Consider the following 22,405-nt stretch of genomic DNA (forward strand, 5'->3'; position numbering starts at 1 on the left):
TCTGCAGAGCCAGTCACGCTCTCCGGCGACATCTACGCGAGCCACCCAGACATAAGCGCCACTATCAGACTATGATCAAACTATTTTAGCGCCTATGGGCGAAAGCCAGGATCCATAACCACCGCACTTGATGATGAGCGGGATCGTGGCCCCAGCATCGCGCAACAACTCTCATTTGGGGTAATGGGTTCTGGCTTTCGCCAGGACGACATGGAATGTGTTGCGCGATCTGTGAGTCAAACTTCCGCATTCTCGCGACATGATTTGCCCGAGCTTTGCTCTTCGTTCCGCCCTGAGTTGCCCGACGGGCCGATCGGTGCCACCGGATAACCTGCGGGTTATGAAAGGCGCGGGCGGTCTTGGTGTGCCATCGCGCCGGAAAGCCTCAGGTGGCGCGGCCGCTGTCGAGCCGCCGAAGTTTGCGATTGACTCATCCATAGCTGGTTGGTTATACGTCAATCCATAACCAATGGGTTATTGATCGCAAATGCCTGACGCTCACGACATCCTGTTTCGAACCCTTGCAGACCCGACCCGCCGGGCCATCTTCGAGCGCCTGTGCCGCGAGGGCGAGCAGACCGTCGGCGCGCTGACGGCCCGCGCCAGGATCTCGCAGCCGGCGGTGTCGAAGCATCTCGGCGTGCTGAAGCAGGCCGGGCTGGTGCGCGACCGCCATGAAGGCAGGCAGACCCATTACAGCGCGCAACTCGGCGCGCTGGCGCCGCTGATCGACTGGACCAGCCAGATGGCGGGCTTCTGGCAGAACCGGTTCGACCACCTCGAAGATCTCCTCAAAAGGATGGACCAATGAACAAGACCACCGCTGAAACGCGTTCCGCGATCGTCGAGCGTGAATTTCCTCATCCGCCGGAAAAGCTCTGGCGCGCGCTGACCCAACCGCATCTGATGGAGGAGTGGCTGATGAAGAACGACTTCAAGCCCGAGGTCGGGCACAGCTTCAACCTGCGCGGCGAGTGGGGCGGCGTGCTGGACTGCAAGGTGCTCGCTGTGGAGCCGCACAGGACGCTGTCCTACACCTGGAATTTCGTGCATGCGGATGCCGCCTACAATCTCGAGAGCGTTGTGGTCTTCACGCTGACGCCGACGGCGACCGGCACCCATCTGCGCGTCGAGCAGTCCGGCTTCCAGCCGCATCAGAAGCAGGCCTATGGCGGCGCTCATGCCGGATGGAAGCAGTTCCTCGAGAATCTCGATCAGCTGATGGCGCGGCAAGGTTGACGGTCTCTCTCTCTCGTCATTGCGAGCCAACGGGTCGGCGCATAGCGCCGCCCGATGACAGGCTCCGCGAAGCAATCCATCGTGCCGCATACACGGATAGATGGATTGCTTCGTCGCTTCAGCGCAAAATTGCTCTGCAATTTGTCGCGAGCTCCCCGCAATGCCGCTGGATCATTCACTCACCAACAGGAGGTCACATTGAACTGGAACAACTGGATCCGGCAATCGCACCGCTGGCTCTCGATCGCCTTCACGGTCGCCGTCATCATCAACATCGTCGCCATGGTCCTGCAGCAGCAGGCGGTCTGGATCGGCTTGCTAGCGCTGTTCCCGCTGATCTTCATGCTGCTCAGCGGCCTTTATCTGTTCGCGTTGCCATATCTGTCGCCGCGGCGTCAGCATGGGGGATCGACGTCCGCGTCCCAAGTGTGATTGCATGACGTGACGACTTGACGTGACGACTTGGGGCGGATGAGGCGCGAGAGACAGCAATGACGGCATCGGAACGTATCGACCGGATGATCGAGGACCTCACCGACTGGCGCGGCAAGACGCTCGCCAGCCTGCGCAAGAGCATCCTCGCCGCCGATCCTGAGATCATCGAGGAGTGGAAGTGGATGGGCAGCCCGGTGTGGTCGCGCGACGGCATCATTGCGGTCGGCAACGCCCACAAGGGCAAGGTCAAGCTGACCTTCATGTATGGCGCGCAGCTGCCCGACCCCGACAAGCTGTTCAACACCGGCTTCGAGGGCAATGCGCGGCGCGCGATCGATCTGTTCGAGGGCGACAAGATCAACGCCCCTGCGCTGAAGACGCTCATTCGTGCTGCGATCGAACTCAACCAGGCCAAATCCAGGAAATCTGCGAAGAAGCCGGCAAAGAAGGCCGCAGGTACCCGCGCGACCGCAAAGAAGAAGGCGTGAGCTGCGCCGCCATGGTGCTCGCGATCCATCCGCGATGATCAAGACCAGGCTCGCCACATTGTCCGATGCGGACGCCATCTCCGCGCTGTTGACGGCCAACAACGGGGAGCACGGTGGCATGCTGCTCGGGCAATGGCCGCGCGACGTGATCGAGACGCGCATTGCAAGCGGGCAATCGATCGTCGTCGCGACCGACGATGAGGGCAGACTGCTCGGCGCGCTCCTGACGTCGGAGAAGGGATATGGCGAGGCGCCGCCGGTGCAGGCCATGCTGAAGGCCTGGCCGGGGCGGGCAGATGCGTATGTTTATGGTCCGGTGTGCGTCTCGCGGGACGCGCGCGGCCTTGGCGTGCTGGATGCGTTGTACGCGAAGCTTCAGGCGACGTTCCCCGGCCGCGAGGCAATCCTGTTCATCAGGGAAGACAACCCGCGTTCGCTCAAGGCGCATCTGCGGCTCGGCATGCGCGAGGTCGCGCGATACGACTTCGGCGGCAAGGTCTTCATTGTCCTGAGCGACAGGCCCGACGCGTGAATGCGGCCGTCGCGCTCCCGCGCAGGCAAGCTAGGCCGAGATGTCGACCGCCTGGCCGGCCTTGCCGGCGTTCTTCTGGAACGCCTGCTCGATCAGCTCCTTGATCTTCTGCTCGACCGCGGCGCGCTGATCCGGCGTCATGTTCTTGAGATCTTCTTCCGACATGCCCATGCTTTTGAGGATGTTCGCGCGCATCCGGTCCATCGGGCTCATCTGCGCATATTTGAGAAACTTCTGCTCGACGGTGTCGCCGAGCGAGCTGCCGCCGGTGGCGTCGGCGGTCAGCGGTTTCTTCAATGTGCCAGTCGTCATGCTGGCGGTGACCGATCCAAGGGCCGAGATCGACGTCATCTGCGCGCGCAGTCCCCATTGCAATGCTGCAATCGTGGAGCAAATGGCGTGCCATCCGTTGCAGCCGTGATTTCAACGGGATCGCGACGCCGCCACGCGCGCACGACGCGCAGCCGGCAGCTTTTGCCGGGCGAAGTTTGCCGGTTGCGGCCTTCAGGCTATGGTATGCACGATCACTGGACCCGCAACCCGGTTGCGGCCGTTATGCCTTGGTATGCACGATCACCGGACCCGCAACCCGGTTGCGGCCGTTATGCCTTGGTATGCACGATCACTGGACCCGCAACCGCGGTGGCCTGGCCGACCAGCAATGGGCCGAGATTGTCATCGATCCAGGCCAGCGCGCGGCGGTTGGCCTCTTCGGCGCCGGCATGGTTGTTGAAGACGCTGATCGCGGTGACGGTATCGTCGCCGGCATAGACCACGTAATAGGCCATGAAGCCTTCAACGTCGCTGATGATCGGGATTGCGCCTTCCTTGATCCGGCGCGCGAGTTCCTCGGCGCTACCAGTCTTCGCCTTGGCGTGACGGATGGCGGCATACATGCGTTCCTCCTTCCGGCTGCATCGATCGGGCTGCGCTTCGCGCATGCGCGATCGTACGCCGGACCGGGTGGCGACGCCATCGGGATTGCGGACGGATTAGCTGAAACGCCTGCTCACGACCGTCGTGCGCCGGCCGGGGAGCTTCGGCAGCCTCGCCACACCCGCGCGTGTTGTCGTGGTCCTTGGGCCGGGGGCGGGCTCCGGCTCCTGTTGCTGCAGAAACAGGGTGGCTTCGAACAGCACGCCGGGGGCCTGCTTGGCCGTGCCCGAGCACACCGCCCGGTTGCCGTTGAACGAGCCGGTCAGCTGCGCCTCGACCTCGTCGCATCCGAACACGGTGGTGAACGGGCCGTCGGCATAGCGGTGCGTCGTCAGCGTCGCCGTGAAGCGGTCCTGATCGAGTTGATAGGTGCCGCCATAAATGAACATGGCGTCGCCGCCCGAGATCCTGCCATTTGCAAGCTGGACTATTCCGGTGCCTTCGCCCCGCGGCGTCCGGAACCACGCCGCATATCGTCCGTCTCTTTGCATGACCGTCATACAAACAGAAAACCCTGCGTTGTCGTCTCCCTACGTTGCAAGCGCCGGGACTTCTACTGCGCGCTGCTGCGAGGGTTAACGAACCGACAAGGCGATGGCGGGACTTTCGTAAAGCGGTATCGGACTGGTGCACGGCGATCGCGCCGGCGCACGCCACCGGTCACAAAAAGCCACGACCCTCGCCAGGGGAGCTAGCGAGGGCCGTGTTGGTACACCGCGCCGCGCCTAGGTTCGCGACGAGATGTGGGAGCTCGTAAAAGTCCTACTCAGGCATGGTCCGTTTCCGAAAACCGGTTTCCACTCTTGGATCATGCCGTTAGAAGGGCAGCAGCACGTCGAGAACCTGCTGTCCGTAGCGCGGCTGTTGCACGTCGGTGATCTGGCCGCGGCCGCCATAGGCGATGCGGGCCTGGGCGATCTTCGAGGAATCGATGGTGTTGTCGCTCTGGATGTCCTCCGGGCGCACGATGCCGGCCACGATCAGCTCGCGGATTTCGAAGTTGACGCGGATCTCCTGCTTGCCTTCGACCACGAGATTGCCGTTCGGCAGCACCTGGGTGACGACCGCGGCGACGTTGGTCTGCAACGCTTCCTGGCGGTTCACCGAGCCCTTGCCGTCGCTGGAGGCGGTGGAGTCGGCGGTCAGGATGCGGCCGGGCAGGATCTTGTTCGGCTGCGTGATGGTCTGCGAGCCCAGGAAGTTGGTGACGCCCGAATCCTCGGAGTTGGTGCGGCTGCGCTGGGTCTCGTTGGCGATCGCGGCCTTGTCGGTGAAGTTCACCGTGATGGTCAGGATGTCGCCGACGCGCGCGGCGCGCTGGTCCTTGAAGAAGGCGCGGGAGCCGCTGCGCCACAGCGAGTTCGGGCTGTAGGAGGCGACCTCGGGCTTCGGCATCGGCATCTGCACCGGCTTGTAGCCGGGCTGGGTGGTCGGATTGTCGATCGACGACAGCTTCGGCTGCTCGCCGATCTGGGAGAGACGGTCGATCGACGAGCAACCGCTGGCGATCGTTCCGAGCGCGAGCAGTGCACCGGTCAGGACGAGGCGGTTGATGCGGTACTGGGACATGAACTTTACTCGGCGTTTGGTGCGACTGAACTCAGCTTGACGGAAGCGGAATTGGATTCGGTGGCGTCGGCGGTCGGCGCCGGGCGCGGGGTCGCGACCGAGATTGAGACCTCGCCGCGGCCGGTGACGACGCCGGAAACGGCGCGCTTCGACTGCATATTCATCACGCTGACGGTGTCGCCCTCGGCGCCGCCATCCATCGCCTTGCCGCGGATCGTCAGGTAGAGGCCGGCGGTGCGATAGATCAGCGTGACGTTCTGGTCGCGGGTGACGAGATCGGGCTTCGCGAGGTCGGCAACGCGCAGCGCCTGGCCGGGGCGGAGCTGGCGGCGGACCTGCATGCCGACGGCGCTGTCGCGCACCGCCGCGTCGTTGCCGATCTCGGCTTTCGGACGGCGCTCGACGATCACGTCGGAGGCCTTCAGCACGTCGCCGCGCTCCACATTGCGCGTCAGCACGGCGGCCTCGATGGTTTCGATCGCGGTTCCGGTGAAGCGCAGCTTCGACGGCGCGGCGCCGGCGTCGTTGCCGATCTCGAAGGTCAGGTCGAAACGCGTCGAGCGCGGGTCGTAGCGCACGGCGATCGGCTGCATCGCGCCGGTATTGGTGGCCTCGAGGCGGATGTCGCCGGGATCGCGGTCGAAGGTCAGCGCGATGTTGCCGGCCCTGCCGAGCCCGTGGCGGCCCTCCAGCGCGCGCGACACCTGCTGCTCGATCTCCTTGCTGTCGATGGTGCGCGCCAGCCGGGTGACGGTGATCTCCTTCAGCTCGCGGGTATCGACGCCGATCACCTGGTGCGAGCGCAACACGTTGAGCACTTGCGCGACCGGCAGCGTGCCTGTCGTGCCGAGGTCCGGCGCGCGGTAGACCGCGACGCTGCCGGCGCTGCCGGCGTTGTCGATGAGGTCGCCGACCCGCACGATGTCGTCGGCGACCGTGATGCTGGCGCGCAGCGTCGGCACCGCGATGGTCTCGCGGCGGCTTTGCGCGGCCGACGGCGCCACGGTGACCGCGAGGAGCGCGGCTGCGATCAGGAGGGAGCGGGCGATCATCGACATCATCCTCAGCGGAACAGGTTGGAGGTCGACTGCATCATCTGATCGGCGGCGGAGACCACCTTCGAGTTCATCTCATAGGCGCGCTGCGCGGCGATCAGGTCGGAGATTTCCGAGACCACCTCGACATTGGCCTGTTCGAGGTTGCTCTGCTGCATGTCGCCATAGCCGTCGGTGTTGGCGGTGCCGTCCTGCGGCTGGCCGGAGGCCGGCGTTTCCTGGAACAGATTGTCGCCGATCGGCATCAGGCCGGCCTTGTTGATGAATCGGGTCAGGCCGATCTGGCCGATGTTGGTCGATGCGGTCTGGCCCGGCAGGGTCACCGAGACCTGGCCTTGCGCATTGATGGTGAGGCCGGACGCGTTCTGCGGGATCGTGATCGTCGGCTGCAGCAAATTGCCCTGCGCATTGACGATGCGGCCCTGATTGTCCATCTGGAACGAGCCGTCGCGGGTGTAGGTGAAGGTGCCGTCCGGCATCAGGATCTTGAAGAAGCCTTCGCCGCGGATCGCGATGTCGAGATCGTTGCCGGTCGGCGACAGCGTGCCCTGGGTCATCATGCGCGGCGTGCCGACGGTCTTGACGCCGCCGCCGAGGTCGATGCCCATCGGCATGATGGTGTTCTGGTCGGAGGCCTGCGCGCCGACCCGGCGCACATGGTCGTAGATCAGGTCCTGGAACGCGGCGCGCTGCTTCTTGTAGCCGGTGGTGCGCAGGTTCGCGATGTTGTTGGAGATCACCTGAACGCTGAGTTCCTGTGCCGCCATTCCGGTCGCAGCTGTATAAAGTGCGCGCATCGGTCAATCCCCTGGATCAGTTCGGCACGTCGGCGAGTTTCTCGATCGCCGATTTGTGCAGGTCGCTCTGCTGCTGCAGCAGCGAGGCGATTTGGGTGTAGGTCCGCGTGATCTCGATCATGCGGCTCATCTCGACGACGGAATTGACGTTCGACTTCTCGATGAAGCCCTGGCGGATCTGGGCCTTGGTGTCCGGCAGCGCCTGCGTGCCTTCGCCCGGCGCGTAGAGGTTGGAGCCTTCCTTCAGCAGGCGCTGGGCCTGCGCGAACGAGACGAGGCGCAGCTTGCCGCGGATCGAGTCGAGACGGGAGGTGCCCTCGAGCACGGTGATGTTGCCGTCGGCGGCGATCGAGACGTCGTGGTCGGTCTGCTGGAAGGTGATCGGGCCGGCGGTGCCGAGCACCTGGTAGCCCGAAGCGGTGACCAACTGGCCGCGATTGTTGATCTGCAGGCTGCCTTCGCGGGTGTAGCGCTCGCCGCCCGGCGTCTGCACCACCAGGAAGGCATTGCCGTCAATCGCGACGTCGAGCGGGTTCTTGGTCTCTTCGGTCGGACCCTGCGCGAAATCGTGGAAGGTCGCGCGGTCCTGCACGAAGGAGACGCGGCGGTCGGAGGAGGCGAAATTGTCCTCATGCGCGTTCGAGGACAGATATTCCTGGAACAGCGACCGGTCGGCCTTGTAGCCGTTGGTGTTCATGTTCGCGATGTTGTTGGAGACGACATCCATCTGCCGTTCCAGCACCATCTGCTTCGATAGGCCGACCAGAAGCGTATTCTGCATCGGTGGTTCTCCCCTGTGAGGCGATCCGAATGCAGGTTCTCCCAAACCTTCACGCCGGACCCGTCGGTAACCATTGGGTTCTCCCAAACCCTCAGGTTACGCCGTCCTCTCAGCGAAAGCCGTGCCAACTTGGAATGGCGTGTTATTTGAACGGCTTAGATGTTTGGCCGTGGCGCGCAAGGGGCGGCAGAAAGGTCTTGTTGACCATGTTTGCCCGGCAGTTTTTTCCTAGTGGATGGTAAATCCTAAGCTTCCGTTAACCATTATGACCCCAGTGTTGCCGGCATTGGGGCGCGTGTGCGCCGGCGGCATTTGTATCGCGTCTTCAGGCCAAGGCTGGGGCAAATCGCGTTCGCATCCTTCAGAGTGAAGCGAGCGGACGATGGCGGACGAGGAAAAGACGGACAGCGGCGAGGGCGCGGCCGCACCGAAGGAGGGCAAGCTCAAGCTGATCATTGCCGTCGTTGGCTTCCTCGTCGTGCTCGGCGCGGGCGCCGGCGGCTGGTTCTTCTTCATGCGCGGCCACGGCGAGGAGCAGCACGCCGAAGCGCCGCCGCCGAAGCCGCCGAGCTTCGTCGACGTGCCGGACATGCTGGTCAACCTGGTCGGCGCGCCCGGCGAGCGCGTGCAATATCTCAAGCTGAAGCTCGTGCTCGAGGTCAAGGAAGAGAAGCAGGTCGAGGCGATCAAGCCGGCGCTGCCGCGCGTCACCGACCTGTTCCAGACCTACATGCGCGAGCTGCGCCCGAGCGACCTCAACGGCTCGGCCGGCCTGTTCCGCCTCAAGGAAGAACTGACCAAGCGCGTCAACCTTGCGCTGGCACCCAACCAGGTCAACGCGGTGCTGTTCAAGGAAGTCGTGATCCAGTGACGGGGTGGATGTAAAGCCATGGCCGGCAACGACCAGATGGACCAGGACGCCATTGCGGCCCAGTGGGAAGCCTCGCTCGATTCCGAGGATCCCGCGGCGGCCACGGCGGAAGCCGCCAAGAACGAGCTCACCGAGAACATGGCGCTGCAATGGGCCGCCATGGTCGAGGACGGCAGCCGCGACTTCGGCAGCAAGAGCACCAATGGCGAGCGCGTGCTGTCGCAGGAGGAGATCGACAATCTCCTCGGCTTCACGGTCGGCGACGTTAGCCTCGACGACCATTCCGGCATCCGCGCCATCATCGATTCCGCGATGGTGTCCTACGAGCGTCTGCCGATGCTCGAAATCGTGTTCGACCGCCTGGTGCGGTTGATGACGACCAGTTTGCGCAATTTCACCTCCGACAACGTCGAGGTCTCGCTCGACCGCATCACCTCGGTGCGCTTCGGCGACTACATGAATTCGATCCCGTTGCCGGCGGTGCTCTCGGTGTTCAAGGCGGAGGAGTGGGAGAACTTCGGGCTCGCTACCGTCGATTCCAGCCTGATCTATTCGATGATCGACGTGCTGCTCGGCGGCCGCCGCGGCCAGACCCAGCTGCGCATCGAGGGCCGGCCCTACACCACGATCGAGACCAACCTCGTCAAGCGCCTGGTCGAGGTGGTGCTGTCGGATGCCGAGCAGGCGTTCCGGCCGCTGTCGCCGGTGACCTTCACGATCGACCGGCTCGAGACCAACCCGCGCTTTGCCGCGATCAGCCGTCCGGCCAATGCCGCGATCCTGGTGCGTCTGCGCATCGACATGGAAGACCGCGGCGGCAATGTCGAATTGCTGCTGCCCTACGCCACCATCGAACCGATCCGCAACGTGCTGTTGCAGATGTTCATGGGCGAAAAATTCGGTCGCGACCCGATCTGGGAAGGCCATTTCGCCACCGAAGTGGCGCAGGCCGAGATCTCGGTCGACGCGGTGCTCTATGAAGCGGACATTCCGCTGAAGGAGCTGATGAAGCTCAAGGTCGGAGACACCCTGCCGCTGGATATCCGCTCCGACGCGCTGGTCTCGGTGCGCTGCGGCAACGTCACCCTGACGGAAGGGCGCATGGGCCGGGTCGGCGACCGTGTCGCGATCCGCGTCACCAAGAATTTGCGTAAACCCCAAACCACCTTCGCGATGTTCGAGAAGGCGGACGAGCGGACCAAGATGATGGAGGCACCATGAGTCATGTGCTTGGACTAGCAATCGAGAGTCTGGTAGCCGTGCTGCTGATGCTGACGATCGGCTATTGCTGGCTGCTCAACAGGCGGCTGCAGCGGCTGAAGGCCGACGAACATTCGCTGAAGGCGACGATCGCCGAACTGATCACCGCGACCGAGATCGCCGAGCGGGCGATCGGCGGGTTGAAGCACGCGGTGCGCGACGTCAACGAGAACCTCGGCAATCAGCTCGATGCGGCGACGCAGATGTCGGCGCTGCTGAAGAATCAGCTGGCGGAGGGTGACCACGTGGTGCGCCGCCTGTCCAAGATCGCGATGGCCGCGCGGCCGTCCGAGCCCGCGCAGGCACCGGTGCAAGCAGCCGCGCCGGTGGCGCCGGCGCCCAGGGTCTCGGCCGCGCACGCGGTTGCCGCGGCGGCTGAAGCCTTCACCGAGCGCAGGAGGGCCGGCGGTCTCGCTGCATGAAGTTGCTTCGTGACATCAGAGTGATGCCCGTGGTGCTGGTCGCGATCTTCGGCCTGATGGTGCTGAAGGTCGCCGGCCTCGTGCTCGATGGCGGTTACGTGTTCGCCGACGATACGCCGCCGGCCGGCCCGGCTGGCCCATCTTGGGCGCAACAGAATTTCAACTTCCCCGGCGCCGGCAAGGCGGTGGTGGACAGCAAGATCAAGGCCGATCCCGGCGACATCACGGGATCGGTCGAGCACAAGGACGCCAAGAAGGACGAGGCGCCGAAGCCGGCCGCACCGGCCGCGGAGCCGTCCAAGCCCGATGGCGTTGTCGTCAACCTGGATGCCCCGGCGCCAGTGTCGGCGTCGGAGCGCGCGATCCTGGAGCGGCTGCAGTCGCGCCGCCAGGAGCTCGAGACGCGCGCGCGCGAGGTCGAGATCCGCGAAAGCCTGCTGAAGGCAGCCGAGAAGCGCATCGAGGCCAAGGTCGAGGAGGCCAAGGCCAATGACGCCAAGACGAATGCCGATGCCGCGGCAAAGGCGGAAGCCGATGCCGCGCGCTTCAAGGGCATCGTCACCATGTACGAGAACATGAAGCCGAAGGACGCCGCGAAGGTGTTCGATCGTCTGGAAATGAACGTGCTCTACCAGATCGCCTCGCAGATCCAGCCGCGCAAGATGTCCGATATCCTCGGCCTGATGCAGCCGGAAGCCGCCGAACGGCTCACGGTCGAACTCGCCCGCCGTGCCGGCGGCGACAAGTCGGCCTCGACCGACGATCTTCCCAAGATCGAAGGCAAGATGCTCACGCCGAAGACGAATTGATGGGAGCTATCTGAGAGTCCGTCAATTGGCGGTGGCCCCTCAGCCGTAAGCCAGATCCGACTTAACACCGGGTTGCCTGCATCGCATCCATATCATCGCGATGAGGGTCGCGCACATGAACGGACCGACGGGCACGAGCGCGACCGGGTAGGTAAACCCCGCCAGGACAAGCACGCCGAACCCGATCCGTAGTTCGGAGCGATTCGAGAGAAGCGCGCCATGTTCGGCCATGGGCGCGTTCATGAGAAAGATGAGCGCGAGAGCCAGTAGCGCCGTATCGTAGATCGCGAAGTAGGGAGAGACGAGCAGGGTCGCGACGAGCAGGCACGCGGCCTTGACGGCGAAGCTGACGTTGCGGCGCCATATGATCAGCGTCCACGTCGCGGCTGCCGCAGCGACCGCGACGTGCAGTGCCATGGCCGATCCATAGCCAAAACCGGCAAACCGAAGCACGCCGTAGACGCTCTGCAGTTTGTACCAAGCCAGCGTGCCGGTGAGATGGAACTGCGTCGTTGCGAAGACGGCGGCCTCACGGAACCCCTCAAAAGTGTCCCAGCCGAAGGTAAGCCCGGTAAGCAGCAAGAGCACCGGTGTCACCAAACTGGCTGTGATGAAGACGGTCCAGCGTCCAGTAGCTATCAAAACGAGCGGAAGCAGGACGCCATATTGCGGCTTGAAGATCAGCAGCGCGATCAGGAAGCCGCTGACGATCGGACGCCGGTCCAGCGTCAGCAGAATCGCGCCGAGCAGCGATGCCGCCAGCAAGGAGCTTTGGCCGACGATGAAATCGTACAGGACGGCCGGCACGGCGAATGCCAGCAGCAGTACGGCGAAGCGCGGCCGGATGGCGGAAACAACGAGCGCCCAGCACAGCAGCTTTGCGGTGCTCCAGATCCAGAACGCGGTCGGAAACGGCAATAGTGCCAGCAGTGCCGCCGCAAAGAGAAAAAACGGCGGGTAGAAAAACGGTATCGGCACCTCGTAAACGGGGAACGGAGCGTCGTTCAAGCTGGGATGTATTTGAATGATCGCTTGCCGCAACCGCGGCCAATCGTAGGCGGTGGCGGCATGGCCATCGAGGGCCATTCTCCCCGCGCTCCAAAAGCACGAAAAGTCGAGCCCGGTCGCGCCGGTACCGTCAACGACTTTCGGTAACACGCAGTACAGGGTAAAGCCCAACACGATGAGGCAGGCGATGGCCAATGCACGGTCGTATCCGCTGCGCTCCGCACGGGCGCGCACCATTCCAAATCCGTTCATGAAACTGCCAGAAACTAAGAATTGCTTGAAATGTAAGCGGTTGTATACCGCAACTGGCGGTGGCGCAAGCGAGTGGCCGATCTCCCTGCGGCGTTGGGTTAATCGCTGGAAGTTCCGCGGATGCCCGGTGGATCGAGGTTAATCCTCTCGTGCAAAGGCCGAAGCCGGCGCCGTCCGGTAGGCGCTGCAGCGCCATGTGCCGGCTGGCAGACGCGGATGTTCGCCGCCTCCGGTGGTGTGGGCTCGACGAGGTCTCCGCGAAGCCAAACGCCTATCGACGCCGAGAAGTGTACGCCGGTTATGGTAGCCTTAAACGGTAGCGTTAAGTTGCAACCGATTTGTCATTCTGGAATTGAAGTCGCTATGTCTCAAGGTGGTGTTTCAGGAATTGCCAATGCTGAAAGACATGCCATGGCTCACCGCGCCGCGCGCCCGATTATACGTGAGTGGCATCGCAATTGTGCTGGTGCTGACCCTTGCGAGGTCGCTTTTGCTGTTTTACCGCGATGGCGGCTATGGCGCGAATAACTTTCTGCTCGGCTCGGACTTTTTGACCTTCTGGGCCGCGTCGCTCCAGGTGTTGGCCGGGCATCCCGCCGAGGTTTATGTGCCCGAATTGCATCTGCTCGCGGAAGCTCCATACCTGCGAGAGGGCTACGAGGCGTTCTTCTATCCGCCGACGATGCTGCTTTTGTGCGTGCCGCTCGCGCTCGCGCCGTATTTCGCCTCGCTGTTCGTGTTCATTGGTATGACGGCGGCGTCGTTCGCCGCGGTGATCTGGCGTATCTTGCGAACGCCTTGGTGCCTGGTCGCGATCCTTGCCTATGCGCCGGTCTATCTTAATGCCGTGGCGGGGCAGAACGCCTTTCTGACGGCATCGATCCTTGGGTGCGGTCTCAACATCATGGACCGGAGGCCGAAGCTCGCGGGCGCGATCCTCGGGCTGATGGTGATCAAGCCGCATTTGGCGCTGGCCGTGCCGATCGCCCTGATCGTCACAGGTCGCTGGCGCACGCTGATCTGGGCAGGCCTGTCGTCGATTTCGCTCGTCGTGCTGTCCGCGCTGCTGTTCGGCCTCGATACATGGCTCAACTTCCTCGACGTCTCTCACTCGGCCCGTCAGGCTCTGGAGAACGGCGACGTCGAGTTTTCATTGCTGCAGAGCGTGTACGCGACAGCGCGCCTGCTCGGCGCCGGCGTCAACACGGCCTTTATCATTCACGGCCTCGTGGCGCTGGGCATGACGTGTGTGCTGGTCTGGATGTTGCGTCAGAAGATCAGTGCTGCGACTGAACGCTCGATCATCGTGCTCACCTGCCTCCCGATTACGCCGTTCTGCCTGTTCTACGACATGCTCATCATGGCGCTGCCGCTGGCCTGGATGCTCAGCGAATGGTTGAGGGTCGGCTTTCCGGCCTGGTCGAAAATGGTCCTTGGCGTGACGTTTCTCGCGCCGATGGTCTTCTACCTACCTGTCCTCTATCAGCTGTCGGTCGTGAAGCCGCTGCCTTTTGGTTCTCCGGTGATCATCTTGTTCTGCTGGTTGCTGGTCCGGGAGAGCATGCAGACGCGGCAAGCGGCGCATGGCGAACGAGAGGTCGCGACGGTCTGAGCTCGGAGTACCTCACTCGGACCTCCGTAACATCGCGGGGAGTGTCCAGCGCTGGGCTGCTGGGCTTTGATCCGGCGGAGCATCCACCGCCGCGATAAATCAGTCGCGTTGCCATTGGCGCGGGAGCAAGGGCGAAGAACAAAGCTGGCGGCGCCAAGGCCATTGCAACCGGGCCATCGCGGACATTGCCAAAGTGCTTGATGCGGGTCTAGCATTGGCGTGAGGAAGGTCAGCGTGACTTCGCTGTTTTGGAGCCTTCCGCGATTGCGATCGCATGGACCGCCGCTTGAGTTGATTGATTGAATGCTCTTGTGCCGGGCGCGAAGCTGCGCCCGATCAGAAATTGAATTTTTCATCACCAAGAAATTTCGAGGAAACCGATATGCGTAGCCTGTTCATGATGCTTGTCGTCATCGCCACCACCAATCTGGCATGGGCCCAATCCGAACTCGTCAAGCGGGGCGATTACCTTGTCAACGGCATTCTGGCTTGCGGCAATTGCCACACGCCCAAGGGACCGAACGGCGATGTTTTGGAGAAGGCGTTCTCGGGCGGGGGATACTGGGACGAGCCGCCGTTCACAGTGCATGCCGCCAACATCACGTAAGACAAGGAAACAGGCATCGGAAGCTGGAGCGACGCCGATATCAAGAAACTGCTGCGCACCGGGCAAACCCCAAAGGGCGTGCATACCGCGATGATCATGCCGACCAGCTTCTATCACATCCTGACGGAAAATGATCTCGACGCGGTCGTCGCATATTTGCGTACGATCACGCCGGTCCACAACAAGGTGCCCGATCCGATCTACAAGGTGCCTCAAGTCGAGAACGTTCCGCCGGGCGGCGAGAACCCATTCGCCGAACCGATGATGAGCGACAAGGTGCAGAAGGGATTCTATCTCGTCACGATCGCGCATTGCATGGCGTGCCATACGCCGATTGGACCGAGGGGACGAGAATACAAGAGCAGTCTTGGCGCGGGTGGCGTCAAATTCTCCGGGCCGTGGGGTATCTCGGTTTCACGCAACATCACGCAGAACAAGACCAATGGGATCGGCGCATGGAGTGACGACGAGATCAAGCGTGCGATCACCGACGGTGTCAGCCGCGACGGCAGCCGTCTCGGTCGACCGATGGGATACCACTACTACGCCCGGATCAGTTCAGATGACCTCGATGCCATCGTGGCGTATTTGCGCACGGTACCCGGCAGCGCGGAGTAAGGCTCGTTGCAAGGCCAATTCCTGTCCGGTCACAGCCGCGCAGCGGGCCCCTGGCTGACTCCAATTCTGCGAGGATAGCGCGCGCCGCTATCTGCGCAGCTAGGCGGCGCTCGGAACAAGCTTCAGCTTCAAACCGAGCGCTTTTGTCGCCTTGTTCAGGGTTTCAATAGTCGGATTGCCGCCGGGCCGGAATGACTTGTAGATCACTTCGCGGCTCAAGCCAGTTTCGCGCGAAAACTGCGATACGCCGCGAGCTCTGGCGATGTCGCCGATAGCTGTCGCGATGAACGAGGGATCGTCCTCTTCCAGCGCCGCTTCGAGATAGGCGATCTGCTGCTCTAGCGTCTTCAGATGATCCTTGATGTCGAACTTGGTGGTCTTGAGCGGCATCTCAAATCTCCTTCACCATCTTCTGGGCCGCCTTGACGTCCTTGCTTTGGGTTCGCTTGTCGCCACCGCAGAGCAGGAGCACGATGGTTTTGCCTCGACGCGTGAAATATACCCGGTAGCCGGGGCCGTAATCGATCCGCATCTCGCTCACGCCTTCGCCCACCGATTTCACATCGCCTGGATTTCCGAGTTCGAGACACCGGATGCGTGCGCCGATCCGGGCGACCGCTTTCATGTCGGCTAGCGAGTTGAGCCAGTGCGCAAAAGTGTCGGTCTGAACGACCTGGATCATGTGTATTATCATACACGACGCGGTCGATTTGTCAACTATAGTACACAGTCATTCCGTGGCAGGGGCCGGTCCGAAACAATCCGTTGACGTTAACAGCTCCTTAACGCCGCCCGATCCAACATCGGGAAGCGTGGGCGAGGGCGCTTCGCGCTTGGTATGGCTGGGGTCCCGAGAAAACGTTTCGAGATGGCGCGAACGGCTGCCGCTGGAACATGGTCGCTAGGCCGCGCCTGGGCGCGGACCGCGCGTCTGTGCCTGCTTGCCACCGCCCTTGCGCTTACAACCCTTACCTATCCGACTGCGGCGCGGGCCGAAGACGCGGTGCCAGGTGAGGCGACATTCTCCGCCGCGAACGGCTATGCCCGGCTGGTGCTGAAGCTGAAGGAGGATGTCGAGTCGGAGGTCACGACCGCCGGCTCGATCATCGTGATCCGCTTCAAACGTCCGGTCGATATCCCCGTCGAGAAACTGCAGGATGCGGTGCCCGATTATGTCGGCGCCGCGCGCCGCGATCCCGACGGCTCGGCGATCCGTCTGTCGCTGGCGCGCCGCGTCTCCGTCAACACCATGACCGCCGGCGAGCGCATCTTCATCGACTTCCTGCCCGACAGCTGGACCGGCCCGCCGCCGTCGCTGCCGCAGGAGGTGATCCGCGAGCTTGCCGAGCGCGCCCGCGCCGCCGAGCGCCTGCTGCGCATGCAGCGTGCCGCCGACGCCGCCAGGAAGAAGCCGCCGGTGCGGGTTCGCGCGCTGGTGCAACCCACCTTCGTCCGTTTCGTGTTCGAGGTGCCCGACGGGGTCAGCGTCTCCTCGGTGCTGAACGAGCAGAAGTTGACACTGTCCTTCAACTCGGTCCTGACCTTCGACCTTGCCGATGCCAAGGTCGCCGCCCCACCGAATGTCGCGTCGATCAGCGCGCGCGCCGACACGGACACGTCGGCAGTCGACGTGTCGCTGATGGGCGATGTCGACGTGCATTCGTTCCGCGACGAGAAGAACTACATCGTCGACGTCGCCTTCCAGCAGAACGAGCAGCAGGCGGCAAAGCCCTCGCTGAGCTCATTGTTGCCGACGCGGGGCAAACCGAAAGGCGCCGCGGCGATCGCGCCGGTGACGTCGGAAAGCATCGCCCAGCAGGCCAAGATCGAGATCAAGCCTGAACAGTCCAAAACCGAACCGCCGAAGTCCGAGCCTGCCAAGTCCGAACCGCCGCGCTCCGAGCCGCTCAAGCCGGAGCAAGCCACGAGCGAGCAACCGGCGGCCGCGCCCGCCAAAACGGAGCAGCCCCGATCGGAACCGTCCGATCCCGAGCTGCCGAAAATCGCGGCGGCAACTGCGGCCAACGCCGAGAACGCTGCTGTGCCGACCCCGCCGCACGAGGGTGGCGCCGGCTCTGTGGCGGAACAGAACGCGGCGCCGTTGACCGATGCGCCGAAGTCGGTGCCCGCTGTCGCCGCCGCGCCGGCGACGGAAGCGCCGAAGGCGGCTGCGGCGCCATCGCCGCCTGCTGCCGAGGCCCGTGCCGGCGGCAAGCCCGCGGTCGAGGCCCAGCGGGATAGCGACGGCTTGCGCGTGACGTTCTCATTCCCCGGCGCGACGCCGGCGGCGCTGTTCCGCCGCGCCGACACGGTTTGGATGGTGTTCGACACGGCTGAGGCAATCGACGTCGATCCGGTCCGCGCCAAGGCCGGCTCGCTGATATCAGATGTCAGCCGGATCGCGCTGGAGAAGGGCCAGGCGGTGCGCTTCCGCCTCAACCGGCCGCAGATGCCGTCGCTCGAAAGCGACGACCGCTCGCGCGGCGTGAGCTGGACGCTGACCTTTGCCGACCGCGTGCAGAAGCCGCCATTGCCGCTCACCGTGGTGCGCAACATCTCGGAGCCCTCGCTCGCCAACGTCAGCGTACCGCTCGCCAATCCCGGCCAGCTGCACAGACTGGTCGATCCCGACGCCGGCGATACGCTCTGGGTGGTGACCGCGCCGCCGCCGACCCGCGGCATCATCAAGCGGCAGGATTTCGTCGAGCTCTCGCTACTGGAGTCGATCCACGGCGTCGTGGTTCATCCGAACGCGGACGACGTCAAGGCCGAGGTCGGCGCCGACAAGGTGATGCTGGGCCGGCCGGGCGGCCTGACGCTGTCATCGGCCGACGTCGCCGCCGAGCGCGCGACCGCGGCGGTGAAGCCGTTGTTCGATCCGGACGAGTGGCGCAAGAACCAGTCAGACACGTTCCTCAAGCAGCTCGACGGTCTGATTGCGGCGACCGCGTCGGCCAATGCCGAGCAGCTGCCGCAGGCGCGGCTCGATCTCGCCGACTTCTACATGGCGCGCGGCATGTACCAGGAAGCCCATGGTGTCGCCAATCTGATCCTGTCCGAGAGCAAGCGCGGCAGCGAGACGGCGTCGGTGGTGATGGTGCACGCGGTCGCCAGCATCCTGATCGGGCACCCGGCGCAGGGCCTCAAGGATCTCGCCAATCCCGTGATCGGCAACGGCTACGATTCCCAATTGTGGAAGGGGCTCGCCTTCGCCCGCGAGGGCAAATGGGCCGAGGCGCGCGAGAAGTTCAAGAACGCCGAATTCGCGGTGGCGACGCTGCCGCCCGATTTGCAGCGCATCGTCACCATGGACTCGATGAAGGCCTCGCTTGAGGTCAAGGACTATGCCGGCGCCGCGCGGCGCAAGAGCGATCTCGACGTGGTCGGCGTTCCCGGCGAGCTGAAGCCCGCGGTTGCGGTGCTGCGCGGCCGGCTCGCCGAGGCCCTCGGCCAGGAGAAGGATGCGCTCGACGCCTATCGCTTCGCCGCCAATTCGGCCGATCGCCAGGCTGCCGCCGAAGGCAGGTTGCTGGAGACGCTGCTCAAGCAGAAGCGCGGCGAGATCGGCCGCGACGATGTGCTGAAGGAGCTCGAGCTGCTGTCGATGCTGTGGCGCGGCGACAATATCGAGCTGAAGACGCTGTATGTGCTGTCGAAGATCTACGCCGAGACGGCGCGCTATGCCGACGCCTTCGCGGTGACGCGTGCCGCGACCCGGCTGCAGCCGAATGCGCCGGAATCGCGCCAGGCGCAGGATGCCGCCTCGGCCTTGTTCGTGCAGCTCTACCTCGGCCCCAGGGGCGACGAGATGTCGCCGATCGATGCGCTCGGCACCTTCTACGAATATCGCGAACTGACGCCGATCGGCCGCCGCGGCGACGAGATGATCCGCCGTCTCGCCGACCGCCTGGTCGGTGTCGATCTGCTCGACCAGGCCGCCGACCTCCTGCAATACCAGGTCGACAAGCGGCTTGAAGGCGCGGCCCGCGCCCAGGTCGCGGCGCGCCTTGCGATGGTCTATCTGATGAACCGCAAGCCCGACCGCGCCATTGCCGCGCTGCGCTCGACCCGGATCGCGGATCTCTCCGGCGAGCTGCGCCAGCAGCGGCTGCTGCTCGAGGCGCGCGCGCAGAGCGACGTCGGCCGGCACGATCTCGCGCTCGACATCATCTCGAACATCACCGGCCGTGAGGCAATCCGGCTGCGCTCCGACATCTATTGGGCGTCGCGGCACTGGCGCGAGGCGTCCGAGCAGATCGAGCTCTATTATGGCGACCGCTGGCGCGACTTCACCCCGCTCAATCCGGGCGAGAAGGCCGATATCATCCGCGCCGTGGTCGGCTACGCGCTTGCCGAGGACGCCATCGGGCTGTCCCGGTTCCGCGAGAAATACGCGCCGCTGATGTCCGGCGATGCCGACAAGCTCGCCTTCGACTCGGCCAGCAAGCCGGTGGCGACGTCCAGCGCCGAATTCGCCCAGATCGCGCGAATGGCCGCCAGCGTCGACACGCTCGACGGCTTCATCCGCGAGATGAAGACCCGCTTCCCCGACGCCACCGCCCGCGCGCCATTGCCCGATCCGGTCGCGACCGGATCGGTGACTGACAAGCCGAAGGTCGCGCCGGTGAGCGCGCTGCCGGCGATCAAGGGCGAGCGCCGCGCCAGCGCGGCGCCGTAGCCGCGCTGGCGCTCACGGCCCGGCAGACACCCACGCGGTCGAAATGATCCCGGTGGCGTCGAGCGCGATCCGCCAATGCGAGGCGCCGTTGGCGTGCCGCACACTGTAGACATCCTCGCCCTGCGCGCCGACGCCGAGGAAGCGGGTGGCTTCGATCGCGCCGAGGTCGGCGAGGAAAGGCTGCAGGTGTGGCAATTGCTCGCGGGTCGCCGCGGCGAGCGCGGGGGCCATGTCCGCATAGTCGGGCTGTCCCGATGCGACCCCCTCGATCAGGCGGCGGAGCGCGGCCTCGGTTCCTGGAGCCGGCGACTGTTTCTTCACACGCTCTGCGGTGCGATCCGCAATCTGTTTCGCGCTTGCAGCGTCAATGCGCGGCATCGGCTTGTCGCCATTTTGATGCAGGATCAGTGACGTCGCCTGACCGTCAGCCGCGATGACAAAGCTGATCTGCGCGTCGACCTCCCTGGCGAAAAACCCGGTCTGGCTCTCCGCAAAGAACGGTACGGCCCGCTGCCCGGTGAGCTGTACAGCCAAGTGGTGATCCTCGCGCATCACACTGAGGACGGCCTGCTCGCTGAGCTGATAGAAGCCGGCATAGCGGTCGAGCACCGCGGCAGCGACTGCGATCTCTTGCCGCACGACGTCCGGCGGCGATCGCGGAGCGGAAGCCGGCACATCGGCGGATCCGCCGGCGGTCTGTATCCGTGCCGCCAGCGTGTTCCAGTCGCGCTGGCCGAACAGTTTGGCGATCAGCTCCAGGCTGTCGCTGTGGGTGAGGGGGATCGATTTGGCGCCGAGCGCTTCGCGCAGCGTCTGCGCCATGGCCTTGGCATCACGAAAGTCGCGCATGGGATCAACCTTTGCATCGACGAACGGAGAGCGTCAGGGGCTTGCGTTGCTGACCCGTTCGTGCGGGCAAAGGAAGCCTGAAACATGGCTTGATACCTTCACCGTCCCCGGGTGGGGTGCAAGCGGCGGGTGGTATCGACCCTGCCAAATGTTCGCCGGGGACGAGCATTTTGTCAATTGCAACTGGTTGTGATCGCACGCGTGCTCTCGACATCCTGCCGTCAAATCGGCAACCATGGCGTCCGTTGCACAGCGCCGGGAGGACGTCGTTACATGAGCAAGCCGATCAAGACCGAAGCCGAACTGATCGCGATGGCGCGGGCAGAGCTGAAGGCCCATGCCGACTGCCCCGACGGCATCGACATCTCCGTGCTGCACGACGGCGACAGCTGGGAGTTTCGCGCCAGCGCCGATGACGCCACGGTGGCGAGGCCCGGCTATCCCGAATGCGTCGCGATGCTGGTGCAGATCGGCGACCATCTCAGCAAGCAGTATGACGTGAAGGAGTAACGGCGACCGCGAAGCGGGGGGATCGATGGACCGCATCGACGCCATGAAGGTCTTCGTTGCGGCGGTCGACGAGGGCAGCCTCGCCGGTGCCGGGCGGAAACTGCGGCGCTCGCCGGCGGCGGTCAGCCGGGCGATCGCTTTCCTTGAGCATCATGTCGGCGCCGAGCTGCTACATCGCACGACGCGCTCGCTGAAGCTGAGCGATGCCGGCCAGCGCTATGCGGCCGCATGCCGTCGTATCCTCGGCGAGCTCGAGGAAGCCGATATCTCGGCGGGCGGCGAGCGGTCAGTGCCGCGCGGCACGCTGACCGTCACCGCGCCCGTCGTGGTCGGCGAGGATTTGCTGCGGCCGGTGCTCGATGCCTTCATGACGGACTACCCGGCGGTGTCGGTGCGGCTCGTGATGCTCGACCGCACCGTCAATCTGATCGACGAGGGGATCGACGTCGCGCTGCGCATCGCCCATCTCGCCGATTCCAGTTTCATCGCGATCAAGCTCGGCGAGGTACGCCGCGTGGTCGCGGCATCGCCCGGCTATCTCGCGCAGCATCCGCTGATCGCCGAGCCGGCTGATCTGGCGAAGCACCAGATCATCGCCATGACGCATTTCGGGCTCGACTCCTGGAGCTTCCCGCCGGCCGCGAAGTCGAAGATCGCGCGCGCGGTCCAGTTCATGCCGCGGCTGGTCGTCAACACCGTGCGCGCGGCGGTGGCCTCCGCCAGCGAAGGACACGGCGTCACCCGGCTGTTCTCGTATCACATCGCCGAGGAAATCCGTGACGGGCGGTTGCAGATCCTGCTCGCCGGCGACGAGCATCCGCCGCTGCCGGTGCATCTTTTGGCGCCGCAGGGTCGCTTCGACGTGCCCAAGGTGCGCGCCTTCGTCGATTTCGCGACGCCGCGGCTGAAACGCTATTTCGAGCGGCTGTCGCGCGAGGCCAGCAGGGCTGGCGCCATTCGTTCGCGTCGCGGAAGAGAGTCTGCCGAATAGCGGGCATTCGCGCGGAAAGCGGATGTAAATAGCTTGCTCTCCATCGAAGCGGCGTTGGGTCGCTTCAGCAACAGATGGAGAGAGAT

At 64.2% G+C, this 22,405-nt stretch carries 26 protein-coding genes; 15 read left to right on the forward strand and 11 right to left on the reverse strand.

Annotation, left to right across the window (positions count from 1 at the left end; translation table 11 throughout):
- The first annotated feature begins 487 nt into the window (after positions 1 to 487).
- The 5 genes from ACZBJS_RS32805 to ACZBJS_RS32825 all read left to right on the forward strand — a co-directional run bounded on the left by ACZBJS_RS32805 (position 488) and on the right by ACZBJS_RS32825 (position 2,694).
- A complete protein-coding gene (locus tag ACZBJS_RS32805; RefSeq protein WP_016846748.1) occupies positions 488 to 811 on the forward strand; it encodes an ArsR/SmtB family transcription factor in 324 nt (107 codons plus the stop codon).
- Positions 808 to 1,239, forward strand: coding sequence for an SRPBCC family protein (locus ACZBJS_RS32810; protein ID WP_057018633.1), 432 nt, complete (start codon positions 808 to 810; stop codon positions 1,237 to 1,239). The genes ACZBJS_RS32805 and ACZBJS_RS32810 overlap by 4 nt, the downstream gene beginning before the upstream one ends.
- Before the next feature lie 198 nt (positions 1,240 to 1,437).
- Entirely contained in the window at positions 1,438 to 1,671 is a 234-nt protein-coding gene (locus ACZBJS_RS32815; RefSeq protein WP_076825666.1) for a hypothetical protein, read from the forward strand.
- 59 nt (positions 1,672 to 1,730) lie between these two features.
- The gene (locus ACZBJS_RS32820; RefSeq protein ID WP_076825664.1) at positions 1,731 to 2,162 is read left to right on the forward strand and encodes a DUF1801 domain-containing protein; all 432 of its coding nucleotides are present in this window, start codon (positions 1,731 to 1,733) and stop codon (positions 2,160 to 2,162) included.
- A 34-nt stretch (positions 2,163 to 2,196) separates the two neighbouring features.
- Positions 2,197 to 2,694: a GNAT family N-acetyltransferase gene (locus ACZBJS_RS32825; protein ID WP_076825662.1), complete on the forward strand. Its 498-nt coding sequence runs from the start codon at positions 2,197 to 2,199 to the stop codon at positions 2,692 to 2,694.
- 30 nt (positions 2,695 to 2,724) lie between these two features.
- On the opposite strand, the gene ACZBJS_RS32830 is transcribed toward ACZBJS_RS32825, so the two are convergent.
- From ACZBJS_RS32830 to flgF, 7 genes are all read right to left on the reverse strand, one after another.
- On the reverse strand, positions 2,725 to 3,069 hold the full coding sequence (locus ACZBJS_RS32830; RefSeq protein ID WP_229160906.1) for a hypothetical protein: 345 nt from the start codon (positions 3,067 to 3,069) through the stop codon (positions 2,725 to 2,727).
- A 227-nt stretch (positions 3,070 to 3,296) separates the two neighbouring features.
- Entirely contained in the window at positions 3,297 to 3,590 is a 294-nt protein-coding gene (locus tag ACZBJS_RS32835; RefSeq protein WP_028337177.1) for a hypothetical protein, read from the reverse strand.
- A gap of 96 nt (positions 3,591 to 3,686) precedes the next feature.
- Positions 3,687 to 4,019 carry a hypothetical protein gene (locus ACZBJS_RS32840; protein ID WP_375166679.1) on the reverse strand — a complete coding sequence of 111 codons (333 nt, stop codon included), beginning with the start codon at positions 4,017 to 4,019 and terminating at the stop codon, positions 3,687 to 3,689.
- A 427-nt stretch (positions 4,020 to 4,446) separates the two neighbouring features.
- Complete coding sequence (gene flgH, locus ACZBJS_RS32845; RefSeq protein ID WP_028337175.1) at positions 4,447 to 5,199, reverse strand: flagellar basal body L-ring protein FlgH; 753 nt, start codon at positions 5,197 to 5,199, stop codon at positions 4,447 to 4,449.
- A 5-nt stretch (positions 5,200 to 5,204) separates the two neighbouring features.
- Positions 5,205 to 6,260 (reverse strand): flagellar basal body P-ring formation chaperone FlgA, encoded by a 1,056-nt coding sequence (gene flgA / locus ACZBJS_RS32850; RefSeq protein ID WP_316397395.1) that lies wholly within the window; start codon positions 6,258 to 6,260, stop codon positions 5,205 to 5,207.
- 2 nt (positions 6,261 to 6,262) lie between these two features.
- Positions 6,263 to 7,051, reverse strand: a complete 789-nt coding sequence (gene flgG, locus ACZBJS_RS32855; protein ID WP_028337173.1) for a flagellar basal-body rod protein FlgG — start codon at positions 7,049 to 7,051, stop codon at positions 6,263 to 6,265.
- Positions 7,052 to 7,067: 16 nt separating this feature from the next.
- Positions 7,068 to 7,832: a flagellar basal-body rod protein FlgF gene (flgF, locus tag ACZBJS_RS32860; RefSeq protein WP_057018627.1), complete on the reverse strand. Its 765-nt coding sequence runs from the start codon at positions 7,830 to 7,832 to the stop codon at positions 7,068 to 7,070.
- A 382-nt stretch (positions 7,833 to 8,214) separates the two neighbouring features.
- Here flgF and fliL point away from each other — a divergent pair, with 382 nt between their 5' ends.
- The 4 genes from fliL to ACZBJS_RS32880 are packed head-to-tail and all read left to right on the forward strand — an operon-like array spanning position 8,215 to position 11,194.
- Entirely contained in the window at positions 8,215 to 8,703 is a 489-nt protein-coding gene (gene fliL / locus ACZBJS_RS32865) for a flagellar basal body-associated protein FliL (RefSeq protein ID WP_316397394.1), read from the forward strand.
- Between the two features lie 18 nt (positions 8,704 to 8,721).
- On the forward strand, positions 8,722 to 9,924 hold the full coding sequence (fliM, locus tag ACZBJS_RS32870) for a flagellar motor switch protein FliM (protein ID WP_316397393.1): 1,203 nt from the start codon (positions 8,722 to 8,724) through the stop codon (positions 9,922 to 9,924).
- Complete coding sequence (locus ACZBJS_RS32875; RefSeq protein ID WP_316397392.1) at positions 9,921 to 10,385, forward strand: DUF6468 domain-containing protein; 465 nt, start codon at positions 9,921 to 9,923, stop codon at positions 10,383 to 10,385. Before fliM ends, ACZBJS_RS32875 begins: the two co-directional genes overlap by 4 nt.
- On the forward strand, positions 10,382 to 11,194 hold the full coding sequence (locus ACZBJS_RS32880; RefSeq protein ID WP_316397391.1) for a MotE family protein: 813 nt from the start codon (positions 10,382 to 10,384) through the stop codon (positions 11,192 to 11,194). The genes ACZBJS_RS32875 and ACZBJS_RS32880 overlap by 4 nt, the downstream gene beginning before the upstream one ends.
- A 39-nt stretch (positions 11,195 to 11,233) precedes the next feature.
- On the opposite strand, the gene ACZBJS_RS32885 is transcribed toward ACZBJS_RS32880, so the two are convergent.
- Positions 11,234 to 12,454 (reverse strand): glycosyltransferase family 87 protein, encoded by a 1,221-nt coding sequence (locus ACZBJS_RS32885; RefSeq protein WP_316397390.1) that lies wholly within the window; start codon positions 12,452 to 12,454, stop codon positions 11,234 to 11,236.
- A 394-nt stretch (positions 12,455 to 12,848) separates the two neighbouring features.
- Between ACZBJS_RS32885 and ACZBJS_RS32890 the strand changes: the two genes are divergently transcribed.
- The 3 genes from ACZBJS_RS32890 (at position 12,849) to ACZBJS_RS32900 (ending at position 15,291) form a co-directional block, all read left to right on the forward strand.
- The gene (locus ACZBJS_RS32890; protein WP_463439787.1) at positions 12,849 to 14,066 is read left to right on the forward strand and encodes a glycosyltransferase family 87 protein; all 1,218 of its coding nucleotides are present in this window, start codon (positions 12,849 to 12,851) and stop codon (positions 14,064 to 14,066) included.
- A gap of 382 nt (positions 14,067 to 14,448) precedes the next feature.
- On the forward strand, positions 14,449 to 14,673 hold the full coding sequence (locus ACZBJS_RS32895; RefSeq protein WP_316397388.1) for a hypothetical protein: 225 nt from the start codon (positions 14,449 to 14,451) through the stop codon (positions 14,671 to 14,673).
- Positions 14,674 to 14,763: 90 nt separating this feature from the next.
- Positions 14,764 to 15,291, forward strand: a complete 528-nt coding sequence (locus tag ACZBJS_RS32900) for a c-type cytochrome (RefSeq protein WP_463439788.1) — start codon at positions 14,764 to 14,766, stop codon at positions 15,289 to 15,291.
- A 99-nt stretch (positions 15,292 to 15,390) separates the two neighbouring features.
- On the opposite strand, the gene ACZBJS_RS32905 is transcribed toward ACZBJS_RS32900, so the two are convergent.
- Both ACZBJS_RS32905 and ACZBJS_RS32910 read right to left on the reverse strand, forming a co-directional pair.
- Positions 15,391 to 15,681: an addiction module antidote protein gene (locus tag ACZBJS_RS32905; protein WP_028339801.1), complete on the reverse strand. Its 291-nt coding sequence runs from the start codon at positions 15,679 to 15,681 to the stop codon at positions 15,391 to 15,393.
- Between the two features lies 1 nt (position 15,682).
- The gene (locus ACZBJS_RS32910) at positions 15,683 to 15,973 is read right to left on the reverse strand and encodes a type II toxin-antitoxin system RelE/ParE family toxin (protein WP_316397386.1); all 291 of its coding nucleotides are present in this window, start codon (positions 15,971 to 15,973) and stop codon (positions 15,683 to 15,685) included.
- 186 nt (positions 15,974 to 16,159) lie between these two features.
- On the opposite strand from ACZBJS_RS32910, the gene ACZBJS_RS32915 reads away from it, so the two are divergent.
- A complete protein-coding gene (locus ACZBJS_RS32915) occupies positions 16,160 to 19,969 on the forward strand; it encodes a tetratricopeptide repeat protein (RefSeq protein ID WP_316397385.1) in 3,810 nt (1,269 codons plus the stop codon).
- A 12-nt stretch (positions 19,970 to 19,981) separates the two neighbouring features.
- Here ACZBJS_RS32915 and ACZBJS_RS32920 read toward each other — a convergent pair whose 3' ends face one another.
- Positions 19,982 to 20,791: a glyoxalase superfamily protein gene (locus tag ACZBJS_RS32920; protein WP_410469760.1), complete on the reverse strand. Its 810-nt coding sequence runs from the start codon at positions 20,789 to 20,791 to the stop codon at positions 19,982 to 19,984.
- A 300-nt stretch (positions 20,792 to 21,091) separates the two neighbouring features.
- Between ACZBJS_RS32920 and ACZBJS_RS32925 the strand changes: the two genes are divergently transcribed.
- Together ACZBJS_RS32925 and ACZBJS_RS32930 are read left to right on the forward strand one after the other, a co-directional pair.
- Positions 21,092 to 21,328 (forward strand): hypothetical protein, encoded by a 237-nt coding sequence (locus ACZBJS_RS32925; protein ID WP_316397383.1) that lies wholly within the window; start codon positions 21,092 to 21,094, stop codon positions 21,326 to 21,328.
- A gap of 25 nt (positions 21,329 to 21,353) precedes the next feature.
- On the forward strand, positions 21,354 to 22,319 hold the full coding sequence (locus ACZBJS_RS32930) for a LysR family transcriptional regulator (protein ID WP_316397382.1): 966 nt from the start codon (positions 21,354 to 21,356) through the stop codon (positions 22,317 to 22,319).
- The last annotated feature ends 86 nt before the right edge of the window (positions 22,320 to 22,405 follow it).

The organism is Bradyrhizobium sp. KZN70725, from assembly GCF_055264925.1.

Coding starts and splice junctions, on each gene's coding strand:
- ACZBJS_RS32805 (WP_016846748.1), top strand. CDS start 488: ATGCCTGACGCTCACGACATCCTGTTTCGAACCCTTGCAGACCCGACC.
- ACZBJS_RS32810 (WP_057018633.1), top strand. CDS start 808: ATGAACAAGACCACCGCTGAAACGCGTTCCGCGATCGTCGAGCGTGAA.
- ACZBJS_RS32820 (WP_076825664.1), top strand. CDS start 1,731: ATGACGGCATCGGAACGTATCGACCGGATGATCGAGGACCTCACCGAC.
- ACZBJS_RS32825 (WP_076825662.1), top strand. CDS start 2,197: ATGATCAAGACCAGGCTCGCCACATTGTCCGATGCGGACGCCATCTCC.
- ACZBJS_RS32835 (WP_028337177.1), bottom strand. CDS start 3,590: ATGTATGCCGCCATCCGTCACGCCAAGGCGAAGACTGGTAGCGCCGAG.
- ACZBJS_RS32840 (WP_375166679.1), bottom strand. CDS start 4,019: ATGTTCATTTATGGCGGCACCTATCAACTCGATCAGGACCGCTTCACG.
- flgH (WP_028337175.1), bottom strand. CDS start 5,199: ATGTCCCAGTACCGCATCAACCGCCTCGTCCTGACCGGTGCACTGCTC.
- flgA (WP_316397395.1), bottom strand. CDS start 6,260: ATGATGTCGATGATCGCCCGCTCCCTCCTGATCGCAGCCGCGCTCCTC.
- flgG (WP_028337173.1), bottom strand. CDS start 7,051: ATGCGCGCACTTTATACAGCTGCGACCGGAATGGCGGCACAGGAACTC.
- flgF (WP_057018627.1), bottom strand. CDS start 7,832: ATGCAGAATACGCTTCTGGTCGGCCTATCGAAGCAGATGGTGCTGGAA.
- fliL (WP_316397394.1), top strand. CDS start 8,215: ATGGCGGACGAGGAAAAGACGGACAGCGGCGAGGGCGCGGCCGCACCG.
- fliM (WP_316397393.1), top strand. CDS start 8,722: ATGGCCGGCAACGACCAGATGGACCAGGACGCCATTGCGGCCCAGTGG.
- ACZBJS_RS32875 (WP_316397392.1), top strand. CDS start 9,921: ATGAGTCATGTGCTTGGACTAGCAATCGAGAGTCTGGTAGCCGTGCTG.
- ACZBJS_RS32880 (WP_316397391.1), top strand. CDS start 10,382: ATGAAGTTGCTTCGTGACATCAGAGTGATGCCCGTGGTGCTGGTCGCG.
- ACZBJS_RS32885 (WP_316397390.1), bottom strand. CDS start 12,454: ATGAACGGATTTGGAATGGTGCGCGCCCGTGCGGAGCGCAGCGGATAC.
- ACZBJS_RS32890 (WP_463439787.1), top strand. CDS start 12,849: ATGCTGAAAGACATGCCATGGCTCACCGCGCCGCGCGCCCGATTATAC.
- ACZBJS_RS32895 (WP_316397388.1), top strand. CDS start 14,449: ATGCGTAGCCTGTTCATGATGCTTGTCGTCATCGCCACCACCAATCTG.
- ACZBJS_RS32900 (WP_463439788.1), top strand. CDS start 14,764: ATGATCATGCCGACCAGCTTCTATCACATCCTGACGGAAAATGATCTC.
- ACZBJS_RS32905 (WP_028339801.1), bottom strand. CDS start 15,681: ATGCCGCTCAAGACCACCAAGTTCGACATCAAGGATCATCTGAAGACG.
- ACZBJS_RS32910 (WP_316397386.1), bottom strand. CDS start 15,973: ATGATCCAGGTCGTTCAGACCGACACTTTTGCGCACTGGCTCAACTCG.
- ACZBJS_RS32915 (WP_316397385.1), top strand. CDS start 16,160: ATGGCGCGAACGGCTGCCGCTGGAACATGGTCGCTAGGCCGCGCCTGG.
- ACZBJS_RS32920 (WP_410469760.1), bottom strand. CDS start 20,791: ATGGCGCAGACGCTGCGCGAAGCGCTCGGCGCCAAATCGATCCCCCTC.
- ACZBJS_RS32925 (WP_316397383.1), top strand. CDS start 21,092: ATGAGCAAGCCGATCAAGACCGAAGCCGAACTGATCGCGATGGCGCGG.
- ACZBJS_RS32930 (WP_316397382.1), top strand. CDS start 21,354: ATGGACCGCATCGACGCCATGAAGGTCTTCGTTGCGGCGGTCGACGAG.